Annotated in this window: 16 protein-coding genes; 4 read left to right on the top strand and 12 right to left on the bottom strand. The window is 41.1% G+C overall.

The annotated features are described in order from the left end of the window. Positions 1 to 43: 43 nt before the first annotated feature. Positions 44 to 1,078 (top strand): AI-2E family transporter, encoded by a 1,035-nt coding sequence (locus PAT01_RS13235; RefSeq protein ID WP_138576832.1) that lies wholly within the window; start codon positions 44 to 46, stop codon positions 1,076 to 1,078. Between the two features lie 110 nt (positions 1,079 to 1,188). Here PAT01_RS13235 and PAT01_RS13230 read toward each other — a convergent pair whose 3' ends face one another. The 5 genes from PAT01_RS13230 to PAT01_RS13210 all read right to left on the bottom strand — a co-directional run bounded on the left by PAT01_RS13230 (position 1,189) and on the right by PAT01_RS13210 (position 4,310). After that, positions 1,189 to 1,593: a hypothetical protein gene (locus PAT01_RS13230; RefSeq protein WP_029772701.1), complete on the bottom strand. Its 405-nt coding sequence runs from the start codon at positions 1,591 to 1,593 to the stop codon at positions 1,189 to 1,191. Then, positions 1,580 to 2,917 (bottom strand): ATP-binding protein, encoded by a 1,338-nt coding sequence (locus PAT01_RS13225; RefSeq protein ID WP_138576830.1) that lies wholly within the window; start codon positions 2,915 to 2,917, stop codon positions 1,580 to 1,582. The genes PAT01_RS13230 and PAT01_RS13225 overlap by 14 nt, the downstream gene beginning before the upstream one ends. Next, positions 2,911 to 3,585, bottom strand: a complete 675-nt coding sequence (locus PAT01_RS13220; protein ID WP_004586804.1) for a response regulator transcription factor — start codon at positions 3,583 to 3,585, stop codon at positions 2,911 to 2,913. The genes PAT01_RS13225 and PAT01_RS13220 overlap by 7 nt, the downstream gene beginning before the upstream one ends. 3 nt (positions 3,586 to 3,588) lie before the next feature. Beyond that, complete coding sequence (locus PAT01_RS13215) at positions 3,589 to 3,852, bottom strand: PepSY domain-containing protein (RefSeq protein ID WP_121637587.1); 264 nt, start codon at positions 3,850 to 3,852, stop codon at positions 3,589 to 3,591. A 155-nt stretch (positions 3,853 to 4,007) separates the two neighbouring features. After that, positions 4,008 to 4,310: a YciI family protein gene (locus PAT01_RS13210; protein WP_054982640.1), complete on the bottom strand. Its 303-nt coding sequence runs from the start codon at positions 4,308 to 4,310 to the stop codon at positions 4,008 to 4,010. 186 nt (positions 4,311 to 4,496) lie between these two features. On the opposite strand from PAT01_RS13210, the gene PAT01_RS13205 reads away from it, so the two are divergent. Beyond that, a complete protein-coding gene (locus PAT01_RS13205; protein WP_138576828.1) occupies positions 4,497 to 5,921 on the top strand; it encodes a sodium-dependent transporter in 1,425 nt (474 codons plus the stop codon). 68 nt (positions 5,922 to 5,989) lie between these two features. Here PAT01_RS13205 and PAT01_RS13200 read toward each other — a convergent pair whose 3' ends face one another. Together PAT01_RS13200 and PAT01_RS13195 are read right to left on the bottom strand one after the other, a co-directional pair. Then, positions 5,990 to 6,631: a CPBP family intramembrane glutamic endopeptidase gene (locus PAT01_RS13200; RefSeq protein ID WP_096041561.1), complete on the bottom strand. Its 642-nt coding sequence runs from the start codon at positions 6,629 to 6,631 to the stop codon at positions 5,990 to 5,992. Between the two features lie 67 nt (positions 6,632 to 6,698). Continuing rightward, positions 6,699 to 7,274, bottom strand: coding sequence for an inner membrane-spanning protein YciB (locus tag PAT01_RS13195; RefSeq protein ID WP_004586799.1), 576 nt, complete (start codon positions 7,272 to 7,274; stop codon positions 6,699 to 6,701). A gap of 172 nt (positions 7,275 to 7,446) precedes the next feature. Between PAT01_RS13195 and PAT01_RS13190 the strand changes: the two genes are divergently transcribed. Next, entirely contained in the window at positions 7,447 to 7,716 is a 270-nt protein-coding gene (locus tag PAT01_RS13190; RefSeq protein ID WP_138576826.1) for an HU family DNA-binding protein, read from the top strand. Positions 7,717 to 8,116: 400 nt separating this feature from the next. Continuing rightward, positions 8,117 to 8,695 (top strand): type 1 glutamine amidotransferase domain-containing protein, encoded by a 579-nt coding sequence (locus PAT01_RS13185; RefSeq protein WP_004586797.1) that lies wholly within the window; start codon positions 8,117 to 8,119, stop codon positions 8,693 to 8,695. 63 nt (positions 8,696 to 8,758) lie between these two features. Here PAT01_RS13185 and trpA read toward each other — a convergent pair whose 3' ends face one another. Genes trpA through PAT01_RS13160 form a run of 5 tightly spaced genes read right to left on the bottom strand, consistent with a single transcriptional unit; the run spans position 8,759 to position 13,777 of the window. Further along, positions 8,759 to 9,580, bottom strand: a complete 822-nt coding sequence (trpA, locus tag PAT01_RS13180; protein WP_138576824.1) for a tryptophan synthase subunit alpha — start codon at positions 9,578 to 9,580, stop codon at positions 8,759 to 8,761. Then, positions 9,577 to 10,761: a tryptophan synthase subunit beta gene (gene trpB / locus PAT01_RS13175; RefSeq protein WP_138576822.1), complete on the bottom strand. Its 1,185-nt coding sequence runs from the start codon at positions 10,759 to 10,761 to the stop codon at positions 9,577 to 9,579. Before trpB ends, trpA begins: the two co-directional genes overlap by 4 nt. Positions 10,762 to 10,768: 7 nt before the next feature. Beyond that, the gene (gene trpCF, locus PAT01_RS13170) at positions 10,769 to 12,133 is read right to left on the bottom strand and encodes a bifunctional indole-3-glycerol-phosphate synthase TrpC/phosphoribosylanthranilate isomerase TrpF (RefSeq protein ID WP_096739489.1); all 1,365 of its coding nucleotides are present in this window, start codon (positions 12,131 to 12,133) and stop codon (positions 10,769 to 10,771) included. Further along, entirely contained in the window at positions 12,126 to 13,163 is a 1,038-nt protein-coding gene (trpD, locus tag PAT01_RS13165) for an anthranilate phosphoribosyltransferase (RefSeq protein WP_154945608.1), read from the bottom strand. The genes trpCF and trpD overlap by 8 nt, the downstream gene beginning before the upstream one ends. Positions 13,164 to 13,174: 11 nt before the next feature. Continuing rightward, positions 13,175 to 13,777 (bottom strand): aminodeoxychorismate/anthranilate synthase component II, encoded by a 603-nt coding sequence (locus PAT01_RS13160; RefSeq protein ID WP_154945607.1) that lies wholly within the window; start codon positions 13,775 to 13,777, stop codon positions 13,175 to 13,177. Between the last annotated feature and the right edge of the window lies 1 nt (position 13,778).

Here is a 13,778-nt window from a genome sequence, read left to right as displayed (position 1 = left end):
TGCCTTACACTAAAGCGAATTTCATAAGAAAAGGATTGGCGCGTTGGCAAGTTTAACTGGCGTAAATAAAAGCTTAATAATATTTGCAGCCCTGGTGGTTGTATTAGCCGGTATTAAGGCCGCAAGTGTTATTATTATTCCCTTTATTTTGGCGGCGTTTATTGCCATTGTATGCAACCCGCTGATCACATTTTTTGGTCGCTATCGGATCCCTAAAGGGGTTTCTGTTGTTATTGTGGTGCTTATCATTGTGGGCTTAGGTGTAAGCTTAGGCGGCCTTGTAGGACAATCAGTTAACGACTTTTCTCAGCAACTTCCTGAATATAAAGCCCAGTTACAAGAAGAGTTTGTTTGGCTGGTCGATCTTGCATCGCAATACAATATCTTAATCGATAGAGATCAAATTCTCTCTATGTTTGACCCAGGTAAAATGGTTGATGTAGCCACGAATATGCTTACCGGCTTAGGTGGCGTAATGGCAAACATGTTTTTAATAATTTTAACTGTGGTGTTTATGCTTTTTGAAGGGCCTGCATTAAGCAAAAAAATTCATATGGCACTTGCCGACCCAGATAGAAAAATGGAGCAAATTGACCGCTTTTTGGTTTCTATTAATTCGTATTTAGCAATTAAAACATTGGTGAGTTTAGCCACCGGTATTATTGCAGCATTTTATTTATGGATTTTAGAAGTTGACTACTTTGTGTTGTGGGGCGTGTTGGCCTTTATGTTTAATTATATTCCTAATATAGGTTCTATTATTGCCGCAGTACCAGCTGTATTGTTAGCACTGATCACACAAGGACCATTAACAGCCGGGCTTGTAGGTGCAGGGTATTTAATTATTAATACGGTAATGGGTAACATTGTAGAGCCTAAATTTATGGGTAAAGGGCTTGGGCTTTCTACCTTGGTGGTGTTTTTGTCGTTAATATTTTGGGGTTGGTTATTAGGCACTGTAGGCATGTTGCTATCGGTACCTCTTACCATGATTGTTAAAATAGCCCTAGAGGCAAGTGATGAAGGGCGCTGGGTTGCCACGCTACTTGGTACTGGAGAGTCGATAGACGATAAATAATATCAATTGGTTTTCATAGCTTAAAATTGCGTATTTGATTAAATATTTGATACAAAAAAAGCGATTAATTCACAGTATTAATCGCTTTTTTTGTAGGGGTTAATCCCCGTTTAAAGTGGCTTTTTAAGCACTTGAGTAAACTGTTCAATAAGTGCAAGTTCACATAATTTGTAATCAATAGCGGCTTGGCTGGCATTTGGCAGTTTTAATATGTAGCGCCATTGGCAGCTTGCTTCAATATACTTTTGGTGGTTGTCGACGCTGCGCTTAAACAACATCAGTATTTGCGTATTTCCGCTTTGCTCTTCTAATTTAGTGAGTTCATATTTACGTTTTTGAACCCAAGTACCCTGATTGTATTTAGCCTGATTTATTTGGGTGTCTAAACACTGCGTATAGCGTTTAGTTTGGCTTGGCGTTGCGTTTTGCTCAAGCGTACACTGTGCTTGCGCACTGACATTAGCACTTAGTGCTAATAGGCTCGCAAGTGTGATTAAAAGGCTATTTTTTATCATTGTAATTAAACTCTAAAATAAATTGTGCGCCGCCCAAGGTGTCCGACTTATTAATCGTTAAGTGTCCGTTATAAGATTTAACCAAGTCCGAGACTATCGCCATACCAACACCGTGGCCGCTTTCGTAAGTATCAAGGCGGGTACCACGGGTTAATAAAGACTCGCGTTTATCCTCGGGTACACCGGGTCCATCGTCACTAATGCCTATGCACAGTGTTTTACTTTGAATGACTTGTATTTCTACTTGTGAGCGACACGCTTTACAGGCGTTATCAATTAAATTACCCAGTAATTCCATTAAATCTGTTTGGTCACCTAAAAAGTAATCTTTATCGGTCACGGTACAATTAAATATAATGTCTTTATCGCGGTATACCTTGGCCATTGCACTTAAAATAGAATCAACCACAGGTTTAACTGGGGTTTGTTTTTTCCATGTATCTGAGGCGCCAGTAGCTGCACGCTTTAACTGATGCTCGATCATTACATTTATTCTATCAAGTTGCTCTTGGGCATCGGCATCATTAGCAAGCGGGCTTGATTTTAATACCGCAAGGGGCGTTTTTAATGCATGTGCTAGGTCACTTAAAGAGGCTCTGTAGCGCTCTTTTTGACGTTGCTGCGACTCTAGTAATAAGTTTAGGTCTGATTTAATTGTTTGTAGCTCTACAGGGTATAAGCCTTTAATTTCTTGAATATCGCCCGACTCAATGGCTTTTATTTCTTTATCAAGACGTTGTAACGGCCGGCCGCTCCAAATAAATCCAATTGCCATTAAGCCGGCAATCGCAATACCCATTATAAACATCCAATCGACTAGGGTTTGCTTAAAGCCATCCATTAATCTTATCAATGCATCGTTTCGTTTGAGTAATATAAAACGTGCCTGCTCAGATTGGTCAATATTATTTAAAATGACCGTTAGGCTTAATTGCCAGTAAACCGCATTGTTGTAAACCACACGTCTAAAGTCGGCCGCACCTGCTTTAGGCTCTATGTACTCGGGTTTAAAGTTTACGTTTACTGCCGACTCTGAGTGCCACACAGGTACATCATCGCGGTAAATCATGGCGTAGGTATCTGAATTTAAGTTATTAAGCTCAGGCGTTAAAATTGTGCTGGGCATAATAATGCCGCGCTCAGTAAAGTCGACTTCAGAAATAAGGGAGTATAAGTGGGCTTCTAGATTTTTTTCGGTGGTTTCGACTAATGAGGCGTAATACGCTTTACCAATCGAGTAAAACAAAATAGGCAGTGCCACCAATAAAACAAAGACAAGGATAAATCCTTGCCTTATTTTAAGCGATATTTGCGATGCTACCACTGACTTTTAAGCCTGTAACCACGCCCACGTAGTGTTTCTACTGGGTTTAATGTGCCTTCAGGGTCTAATTTTTTACGCAGACGAAGTACAAATACTTCGATAACGTTAGAATCAAGATCGAAATCTTGGTCGTAAATGTGCTCAGTAAGTTCTGATTTAGAAATTACTTTTTGCGGGTTAACCATCAAATACTCAAGTACTTTGTACTCATAAGCCGTAAGGCTAAGTTCTTTGTCGTTAACCCAAACTTGTTGTGAGCGAGTATGAATTTTAATTGGACCCGCTGTCATTTCAGGGTTTGCTTTACCCGCACTGCGGCGAATAAGTGCGTTACAACGCGCAATTAATTCTTCAACATGAAACGGCTTGGTTAAGTAGTCGTCGGCACCAGCATCTAGGCCTTCAACTTTGTCTTGCCAGCGGTCGCGCGCCGTTAAGATTAAAATAGGGATCGTCACGCCTTGTGCACGTGCTTTATTGATTAGCTCAATACCGTCAATTTTTGGTAAGCCTAAATCAACCACTGCCATATCTAGCGGGTATTCTGTAATATGGAATAGGCCAGCTTCGCCATCGTGACATAAATCAACACTGTAACGTTCTTTCTCTAAAGCATTACGTAGGTTGTCTGCTAAGTGTAAATCATCTTCTATAACTAAAATTCGCATTTGCTAATCCTTTTTCACTTCGCCGGTTTTTTTATTTATATGTAAATCAACGACGTGGCCGTCAGATTTGAGTATACGTACAGTATAAAATTTTGCTTGTTCTGTAATTTTTAAGGTTTTACCGTCAGTTTCTTCTTTTGCAAGTATTACGGCTTTCTTTTTGCTGATCTCAGTTTTTTTAACTGCTTTGGTAACAGTCGTACTTGCGTGTACGGCGCCACTGACGCTAATACAGGCAATTAAACCAAGGGTTAATAATACACGCATGACGGGAACTCCTAGATCAAACCCAGCTATTCTAATTAACTAAGCTACTAAAACTCAAGTAAAAACGTCCAATATGCGCTTTTACGTTCGCCAGCTTAATTAATTAGCAGTGAACCAACCCTGAATTAAATAACGTTTTAAATTCAGGGTGTTCGTTACGCTGGTAATACTTTTTTATATGGTTTTACAACGGTGTTTGCGTAAACGCCGGCTGCAACGTATGGATCAGAGGCTGCCCATTCACGTGCTTTTTCAAGTGAATCAAATTCGGCAATGACTAATGAGCCTGTAAATCCAGCATCTTGCGGGTCTTCACTGTCGATTGCAGGCAGTGGGCCGGCAACAAATAAACGGTTTTGAGAGTCAAGTTCGCTTAAACGTGCTAAGTGGGCGGGACGGACTTCTTTTCTAAGCGGTAAGCTGTTTTCAACGTCGGTTGAATAAATCATGTACAACATAGTAATTCTCAAAAAAATGTTAAGTTTAATAACGCAAATACTAGCACAACGTTGATAGTTGGTGAACAAATTACCGTTAAAGCTAGGTTTACAGTTATTAATTATTTTTAGTGTGTAATTGCTTGAAAAGCGCGGCACAACACTGGTAGAGTCGCTTGAATAACTTAAAAATAACAAGGTTAATACATGAGCAATAATAGAGAGCATTTTAGCTCCCGTCTTGGCTTTATACTGGCTGCAGCAGGTTCGGCAGTGGGTATTGGCAACTTAGTAGGTTTTCCTGTGTCGGCAACTAAAAATGGTGGTGGTGCATTTTTACTTGTATACGCTTTGTTTGTTGCTTTTATTTGTTTACCGGTAATGATGGCTGAAATGGCCATGGGTCGTAACGCGCAAAAAGATCCACTTGGTTCGTACAAAGCGCTGGCAAATAACGACAAAAAATGGAAGTTTGCAGGCTTTTTGGCTGTATTAACGCCGTTTATGATTGCCGTATTTTACATGGTTATTACCGTGTGGATTTTTGGTTACTTAAGCCAAACCGCCATGGGTAATTTAGATGTATTGGCAGATCCGAGCCATTTTGGCAGCTTTATAAATAGCTACACTGTTTTTGGCTACATGGCTGTGGTGGTTATTATTGTTAACCTTATTTTATTGGGTGGGGTTAAACAAGGCATAGAAAAAGCCGCTAAGTTTTTAATGCCGGCTTTATTTGTTATGTTGCTTGCCCTTGTAGCGTATGTATTAACGCTTGATAACGCCATGGCTGGTGTTAAATATTATGTTATTCCTGATTTTTCTAAAATGAGCGCCAGCGTGCTTAATGGTGCACTAAGCCAAGCGTTTTTCTCATTATCGCTAGGTATGGGTATTTTAATGACGTACGCTTCTTACATATCTAAAAAAGATGACATTGTTGGCAGTGCTAAAATGGTAGCTATTACCGACTCATTAGTGGCATTTGTTGCCGGTTTAATGGTGTTACCGGCAATATTTAGTTTTGATCCTAATACCGACCCAGCCGCACTTTCTGATTCGTCTGTATCGATGATATTTGTATACTTACCTAAAATTTTATTAGCACTACAAAATGACATTGGTTACTTTGGCGCGTCTGCAGTGGCGTTTTCGTTCTTTTTATTAGTGTTTTTTGCAGCGATTACTTCGCTTGTATCAATTGTAGAAGTACCTACAGCGACCCTTAGCGACCGCAAAGGGATCAGCCGTAAAAAAGCCTTAGGTATTTTAACGCTAGCCACCGGTGTGTTAACTATATTATGTACTATGTCGTTTGGTATGGTTGATAGCCTAACGTCGTTTACTAGTTACGGCAGCGGTAATAAAAGCTTTTTTGATATTGTTTATGATGTATTTTACGACACTATATTGCCACTGAATGGTTTAATGGTGTGTTTATTTGTTATGTACCGCTGGAAAAAAGCGCGCCTAACAGATGAGCTAAGCCAAGGCTCACCTAATTACGCCGGTAGCTTTATGGAGAAATACGTTAACTTTTCGCTTTCTACGTTTATTCCGGTTATTTTATTAGCCATATTTATAAACACAGTAGCGACTAAGTTTTTTGCCTTTAAGTTATTTGGTTTTTAGGCTAAAAAAGTTTTCAAAAGCCGCGTATTAACGCGGCTTTTTTGTGTTTAAAATAGCGGCTTAGCTTGTTAGCTTATAGCTCCTGAGTCTAATGAAGTGCCAATCCCCAGTGTAAACATCCATAATCCCCATAAGCTATGCTCAATTACACACACTATGGTTGAGCGGCTTTGCGCGTAAGTAAACGAAAATAATAGCCCGCCTAAAAATGCTAAGCCTACAGCCACCCAATTGGCATACACAATATGGGCAAGGGCAAACACCGTTGCGCTTACCACTATACGCACTCTTTTTTTGGGCATAATGCGTTTATAGCGATGAAAAAAGTAGGTCCTGAAAATTAGCTCTTGTGGTAATACCGACAGCAGCGGGTATAGAAGCAGTAAAAGTAACCAGTTATAAAATGAGTGCAGCGGCATACTAAACCAATTTTCTTGGTGAATAATCCCGTAAAACACGCCTGAAAAAAGCGCTCCTAAAAAAAAGAAACTAAATAAACGGCGCTTTACCGCAGAAAACTGCCCCAGGCTTGTGAGTCTAAATCGCTTAAAGTGAGGGTCGTTCAGTAATAACATGCAGCACACACTCATTAAAACAATCAGTGCGGGTATGAGCCAGTTAGCTAGGTAACTGCGAAGGGTAAAGCCTATTAAAGGCAATAAAACAAATATTAGGGTAAATTCAAACCAGCGGTATTGATTGGCGTTCAAGGTCGTCTCTGATTGATTTTTTTTACACGCTATCAAGCAAAGACGACATTTTTATGACGAAGGTGTTTTACTTTGCGGGTTCTTCTTCATCAGGGAAGTACTTATACAAAGCAAATATAGTGATCAAAATACTCACAAAAGTAATGGCCATTAAGCCAAACACTTTAAAGTTAACCCAAAAATCGAGTGAGAAATTATACGCAATGTAAATATTCAGCACTGCAATACCTGCGGTAATGGCAACCCACATTAAGTTAAGCTTATTCCACACCGGCTCAGGTACCTCAATCGCCTGTTTAGAGTCGTTGGCGTTTTCGAGGATTGAGCTAAGGGCTTTTTTAACAAGATTTTTATTCAGTACGTAACGGCTAATTAATAAGGTAAGGCTTAAGCCGGCATAAATTAACGTGGCTTTCCATTTTATATACTGCTCATCGTGGAGTACTAAGGTTAATGTGCCAAACACCGCTGCAATAGCAAAAAATAGCCATTGGCGGGCAGGTACATGGCCGTGCTTAAAGTAGCTATACGCAACTTGAATAAGCGTAGTGACCATTAAAAGGCCTGTTGCCCAGTAAATATCAACTAATTTAAATACCGCAAAAAATAATATTAGCGGGATGTATTCAATCAATGCGTGCATATACTACCTAAATTATACAAAAAGAAGTCAGGGAAGTTTTTACCACATAACACTAGGCAACTACAAGGTTGACTTGTTGCCCTGTAAGCCTTAGCCTGCGTGGCTTTAATTATCCATCATCATATTCCCACGCTTAACCAACACTGATTAAGTGTGCATTTAGGAGCCTACAATGAACAAAGCACAACTTGTTGCCCAAATAGCCAAACGCAGTGAACTAACAAAAAAAGACACACAAGCAGCCCTTACTAGCTTACAAAAGGTAATTACTAAATCGTTATCTGAAGGCGACCAAGTGCAAATTAATGGATTTGGTACATTCGCTTTAAGCTACTACCCAGCGCGCACTGGCCGTAACCCACAAACAGGCGAAAGCATTGAAATAGAAGGCGCTACCAAACCCGTATTTAAACCAGCCAAAGCATTAAAAGATCTCCTTTAAATAGCAACTTGCATTGAGCGGTACCGGTGATCAGTACCAGCGACTAGTTCCTGCAACCAATACTTGCTAATAGCCCGGTTACCTTTTTAGGTTTAGTTAGCGCTATTAATCACAAAATTACAGTTCGGCGCACCCCGCTAATAGGGTGCGTCTACAAAATAAATACCCAGCTTTTAGTTAATGCCTTACTACTTCATCTTGTAAGCAAAGCTTGTGTGCTGGTTTTTAATACGCACTTTAAATTAAGCTATGTAGATTGTTCAAACCCTCTAAATGATTTACATAGCTTTGACAGCTTTAATTTATATTATCCATTATTTTCAATAGGTTAAAATTGGCATCGGTTATGCTTTTAATAGGGTGATTGAAACAATTTATTAAACGCAATAAGGAGATCTATATGTCTACATTACAAACAAGCACTCGTTTACAAGGCAAAAAAATTGCTATTTTAGCCACCGATGGCTTTGAGCAAAGTGAGCTATTATCTCCACGTGATGCTTTACTTAATGCTGGCGCCGATATCGATATTGTGTCGGTAAAAGAGGGTGAAATCACCGGCTGGGATGAAGATAAATGGGGCGACAAAGTAAGCGTAGATAAACTTGTTACAAATGCCAGTGCCAGCGATTACGATGCGCTTATGCTGCCAGGTGGCTTATTTAACCCAGATACGTTACGCCAAGATAAGCACGCAAAAGCGTTTATAGACGGCTTTTTTGGCGCTGAGAAAAACAAACCCGTCGCAGCTATTTGCCATGCCCCTTGGTTACTTGCCGAAATTAATAAATTACGCGACCGCACCGTTACATCATTCCCGAGCATTAAAAGTGACTTAATCAATGCTGGTGCAAACTGGGTTGATGAAGAGGTGAGTGTAGACCAAGGGTTAGTAACAAGCCGCAGCCCTGCAGATTTAGAAGCATTTAATGCAAAATTTATTGAAGAAATTTTAGAAGGTAAGCATCAAGCTCACTAAGTTTAGAGCTTAATAAAAAAGGGCATTTAAAATGCCCTTTTTTAATGTGTAAATTTTAAGCTTTTACAACACGGTGGCCGCTTTCATATCAGCTACAAACGCTTTTAACTTCGTTGTCATCGCGTCTAAATCATTTAGGTTGGCCTCAATAATTTTAACAACGGCTGAGCCTGAAATAGCACCAGCTGCGCCGGCATTTAGGGCGGCTTTTACATCATCGGGCGTAGAAATACCAAAGCCTAATAAAGCAGGGGCTGCATGGTATTCTTTTAGCTTAGTTACTATGTTACCCGCTGGCATTTGCGCTTTAGTATCGGTGCCGGTAACACCCGCACGCGATAATAAATACGTGTAGCCACGGCCGTAAGATGCACATTGGCGCAGAGTATCGTCATCGGCATTGGGTGTGGCAATAAATATTGGGTCTACACCGTTTGCTACGGCTGCTTTTCTAAACATTTTAGACTCATGCAGTGGTACATCAGCAACTAAAATAGAGTCTACGCCCGCCGCTTTAGCATCTTTATAAAATGTTTCTAAACCGCGTTTAAACACAAGGTTTGAATACAATAATAAGCCAATTGGAATATCTGCATTGTAATCGCGTATTTCTTTAATAATATCAAAGCAATCTTGCGTGTTAATGTTTACATCGAGAGCACGAATATTCGCCGCTTGAATAACGGGGCCATCGGCGATTGGGTCTGAAAACGGAATACCTAGCTCCAGTGCATCCGCACCGCCATCAATTAAGCTTTTAATAATGGCAATACTTTGCTCTTTACCTGGGTCGCCAATGGTAACAAATGGTACAAATGCACCTTGTTTTTGCTCATTAAGTGCAGCAAAGGTTTTACCGTAACGATCTGTATTTAACTGACTCATAGTTGACCTCCTTGTGATAAAACGCTGTGTACGTGGGTTAAATCTTTATCGCCACGGCCACTTAAGTTAACCACTAAAATGCTTTCTTCTGTTTGCTCTTCGGCGTATTTAAGCGCATAAGCAAGGGCATGGCTTGATTCAAGAGCTGGAATAATACCTTCGTTTTTAGCCAGTGCTTGGAACGCGTCAAGGGCTTCTGTATCGGTAATACCCACATATTGAGCACGGCCTGTTTCGTGTAAAAACGCGTGCTGTGGTCCAACTGCGGGGTAATCAAGACCGGCAGATACTGAGTATGACTCTTCTATTTGGCCATCGTCATTTTGCATAATGTACGTATAGGTACCGTGCAATATACCTTTTGTACCTTTACAAATTGTAGCGCCGTGCTCCTGGGTATCTAGGCCTTTACCTGCAGGCTCTACACCAATAAGTTTTACACTTGGCTCGTCAATAAAGTCAGTAAACATACCAATGGCATTAGAGCCACCGCCAACACAGGCTAGTACGGCATCCGGTAAGCGTCCTTCTGCTTTTAACACTTGTTGTTTAGCTTCTTCACCAATGATTTTTTGATACTCTCGTACAATTGTTGGGAATGGATGAGGACCCGCAGCGGTACCAAGTAAGTAGTGAGCGTCTTGGTAGTTTGCAGACCAGTCGCGTAGCGCTTCGTTTACCGCATCTTTTAATGTGCCAGAGCCGGCGGTTACCGGAATAACTTCTGCGCCCATTAATTTCATTCTAAATACATTAGGCTGTTGGCGCTCAACGTCTTTAGCACCCATATAAATTCGGCATTTTAAGCCAAGTAATGCACAGGCTAGGGCTGTTGCCACGCCGTGTTGGCCCGCTCCAGTTTCGGCAATAACTTCTTTTTTACCCATACGTTTAGTTAGCAACGCTTGGCCAAGTACTTGGTTGGTTTTGTGTGCGCCACCGTGCAGTAAATCTTCACGTTTTAGGTAAAGTTTTACTTTAGGGTTTTTAATTAAATTACGCGTTAATGTAAGCGGCGTAGGGCGACCGGCATACTCGTTTAATAATTTTGTAAACTCAGCCTGAAACTCAGGGTCTTTTTGTGCTTTGTTAAATTCGTTCTCTAACTGCTTAAGCGCAGGGACAAGTAGCTCAGGTACAAACATACCGCCAAACTCGCCAAAATAAGCTGGATTTTGCATTATAACCTCAATAATTTCTGATGCTTGTAAAAGCATTTTGTAATTTGATAGGGCACTTTTTACCCGCAGATTCTTCAACGCCTGAATTTAAATCAAGGCCTAGGGCACCTTGAGAAAGCGCGTCTTTTATATTGTCTGGATTTAAGCCACCCGCTAGCATAAAGGGGGTTGTTGCGTCGCGCAGTACTGCCCAATCAAATGCTTTACCTGTACCACCGGCTTGTGTATCGCTGTGGGTATCATAAAGATGGCGGTCTACGCCCGTAGCTGGGGTTGGCAATGTATCTTTAATTGCCTGTGCTTTCCAAATTTCACAACCTTCAGGTAACTGTGTACGTAATGCGGCAATGTAATCGTCACTTTCTTGACCGTGTAATTGTACTGCGGCAAGTTTTAGTTCGTGCGCGTATTGTACTACTTGCTGCGGGCTTGCATTAACAAAAACACCGACAAATTTAAGTGGCGCACTTTGGCTCAGCTCAATCGCACAATCTAAATCAACATAACGAGGCGATTTAGGGTGAAAAATGAGTCCACCGTACACTGCGCCGTTGTTGTAAGCGGCCTGTACGTCTTGTGCTCGGGTTAAACCGCACACTTTGTTATCACCTAAAATCACTTTTTTGCAGGCTTGTTCTAAATCGCGCTCAGCCATTAAAGAACTGCCAATTAAAAAGCCATCACATAATGGCGCTAGGCGTTTAACATCTTGATGAGTGTAAATACCTGACTCTGAGATAACCACTTTATCTTGTGGGATGAGTTTACGTAGTTTTTCGGTGGTTGCTAAATCAGTGCTTAAATCGCGAAGGTTACGGTTATTAATACCAATAATTTGCGCATCGAGTGCAAGGGCACGGTGCACTTCTTCTTCGTTACTTACTTCGGTTAATACCGACATGTTAAGCGAGTCGGCAACTGCATGTAGCGCTTTATATTGTTCATCATCAAGTACTGAAAGCATTAGTAATATAGCATCGCCGCCATAAATACGTGCCATGTAAACTTGGTACTCATCAATAAAAAAGTCTTTACAAATAAGTGGTTGCTCTACTTGGCTACGTACAAACTCTAAATAATCAAAGCTACCTTGAAAGTATTTAGTATCTGTAAGTACGCTCATGCAGCTAGCATATTTTTTATAAACAGAGGTGATCTCGGTTAAATCAAACGGCTCTCTTATTAGCCCTTTTGAAGGAGATGCTTTTTTACATTCTAAAATAAACTGCGTACCCGGCTTTGCTAACGCTTTATAAAAGCTGCGGCTAGTTGGCACTGCTAGGTGTTTAAAGCTCTCTAGTGGGCGCGCGGCTTTACGCTCTATTAGCTCTTGTTTTTTATCAGCAACAATTTTGTCTAATACATTAGCCATGACTTACCTCAATAATTGCATTTAATGTGTTCATGGCTTTGCCTGAACTTAGTAATGTTTGTACCTGTTGTGCGCCTTCTTTTAATGACTGTACTTTACCGCTTAGGTATAAAAGTGCAGCCACATTGACTACGATTGCAGCATTGTGCGCATCACTGCCTTTACCTTGTAAAATAGCAAGGCTTGCATTTGCGTTATATTGTGGGCCTTCACCGGCTAGTTGTTCAAGTGAATAGTTTGCAAGGTCAAAGTCGCTTGGGTTTAATGTGTACTGCGTTATTTCGCCATTGTTTAGCTCAACTACGTTAGTTGGGCCGTGCAGGGCTATTTCGTCAGTGCCAGAACCATGCACTATCATCGCGCGCTTAGTGCCTAATGTTTTAAGTGTTTGCGCCATTGGCATACATAAAGACTCATCGTAAACACCCAGTAATTGCACGTGTGGTGCAGCAGGGTTAGCAAGCGGGCCTAAAATATTAAAAATGGTACGTGTTTTAAGCGCAGTACGTACGCCCATCGCGTGGCGTACACCACTGTGGTAATGCGGTGCAAACAAAAAGGTAAAATGGGTTTTCTCAAGGCACTGTGCAGCTTGTGCTGGGCTCATATCAATATTAATGCCCAGTGCTTTTAATAAATCAGCAGAGCCCGAATTACTCGATACACTGCGATTACCATGTTTTACCATATTAATACCCGCGGCAGCTGCAACAATAGCCGCGGTAGTACTAATATTAATCGTGTTTGAGCCATCGCCCCCGGTGCCGCAGCTATCGGCAAGTTGCGTGCTAGCGGTTGGAAAGGCAACGGCGTTTTCTCGCATTGACGCTGCAGCGCCGGCAATTTCATCGCTTACTTCGCCTTTTATTTTAAGGCTGATTAGCAATGCAGTGAGCTCTATTTCGCTCATGTTACCTTGCATTATTTGGTTAAATAATGCGTTTGATTGGGCATAGTTTAACGACTTGCCTTGAATAAGTTGCTCAATAGCGTATTGAACATTTATGGTCTCTTTTGCTTGGGTACTCATAATGTCCTCTATTAGTTGGTGCGCGTTAAGTACGCAACACTTTGTTGAAGTAGCATTGCACCATTTGGCGTAAGTATTGACTCAGGATGAAATTGATAACCTAGCGCTTTATCGTCGTGGTGATATATGGCCATAGGAATATCGTCAAATTGTGCAATTACCTCAATATTTTCAGGTACCTTGGTTGCCATTAATGAATGGTAACGGGCTACGGGCATGGTGTTGCCCATTCCTTCAAACACCGGGTGCGGGTTTAAATTAATGATTGAAGACTTACCATGTACGGTTTCGCCAGCGTGGCCGATTACTCCGCCATAACTTTGTGTAAGTGCTTGTTGCCCCAGGCAAATGCCCAGCATAGGGAAGTGGCCTTTAGCCAGTTCGATTAATTCCATTAAGCAACCTGCATCACTGGGGGCACCAGGTCCTGGCGAAAGCACTAATAATACTTGCCCAGGCTCTTGGCACATTTTATTAAAAATAACCTCTGCGCTTATGTTATTTCTGTATACCACAAGCTCACAGCCCAGCATGGTTAGTTCATCAACAAGGTTGTAGCTAAACGAATCAAAGTTATCTAAAAAGTATATTTTCATTGGGTTTGCTGTGCTCATT

It is taken from the genome of Pseudoalteromonas atlantica (assembly GCA_007988745.1).
In the GTDB taxonomy this organism is placed as follows: domain Bacteria; phylum Pseudomonadota; class Gammaproteobacteria; order Enterobacterales; family Alteromonadaceae; genus Pseudoalteromonas; species Pseudoalteromonas atlantica.
Note: the sequence above shows the minus strand (reverse complement) of the source record. Positions and strands in the feature narration are given on the sequence as shown.

Excerpts from the sequence above, each read along its gene's own strand:
- PAT01_RS13215 (WP_121637587.1), bottom strand. The coding sequence starts at position 3,852 with ATGCGTGTATTATTAACCCTTGGTTTAATTGCCTGTATTAGCGTCAGT.
- trpCF (WP_096739489.1), bottom strand. The coding sequence starts at position 12,133 with ATGGCTAATGTATTAGACAAAATTGTTGCTGATAAAAAACAAGAGCTA.
- PAT01_RS13205 (WP_138576828.1), top strand. The coding sequence starts at position 4,497 with ATGAGCAATAATAGAGAGCATTTTAGCTCCCGTCTTGGCTTTATACTG.
- PAT01_RS13160 (WP_154945607.1), bottom strand. The coding sequence starts at position 13,777 with ATGAGCACAGCAAACCCAATGAAAATATACTTTTTAGATAACTTTGAT.
- PAT01_RS13185 (WP_004586797.1), top strand. The coding sequence starts at position 8,117 with ATGTCTACATTACAAACAAGCACTCGTTTACAAGGCAAAAAAATTGCT.
- PAT01_RS13190 (WP_138576826.1), top strand. The coding sequence starts at position 7,447 with ATGAACAAAGCACAACTTGTTGCCCAAATAGCCAAACGCAGTGAACTA.
- trpB (WP_138576822.1), bottom strand. The coding sequence starts at position 10,761 with ATGCAAAATCCAGCTTATTTTGGCGAGTTTGGCGGTATGTTTGTACCT.
- trpA (WP_138576824.1), bottom strand. The coding sequence starts at position 9,580 with ATGAGTCAGTTAAATACAGATCGTTACGGTAAAACCTTTGCTGCACTT.
- PAT01_RS13230 (WP_029772701.1), bottom strand. The coding sequence starts at position 1,593 with ATGATAAAAAATAGCCTTTTAATCACACTTGCGAGCCTATTAGCACTA.
- PAT01_RS13195 (WP_004586799.1), bottom strand. The coding sequence starts at position 7,274 with ATGCACGCATTGATTGAATACATCCCGCTAATATTATTTTTTGCGGTA.
- PAT01_RS13210 (WP_054982640.1), bottom strand. The coding sequence starts at position 4,310 with ATGTTGTACATGATTTATTCAACCGACGTTGAAAACAGCTTACCGCTT.
- PAT01_RS13220 (WP_004586804.1), bottom strand. The coding sequence starts at position 3,585 with ATGCGAATTTTAGTTATAGAAGATGATTTACACTTAGCAGACAACCTA.
- trpD (WP_154945608.1), bottom strand. The coding sequence starts at position 13,163 with ATGAGTACCCAAGCAAAAGAGACCATAAATGTTCAATACGCTATTGAG.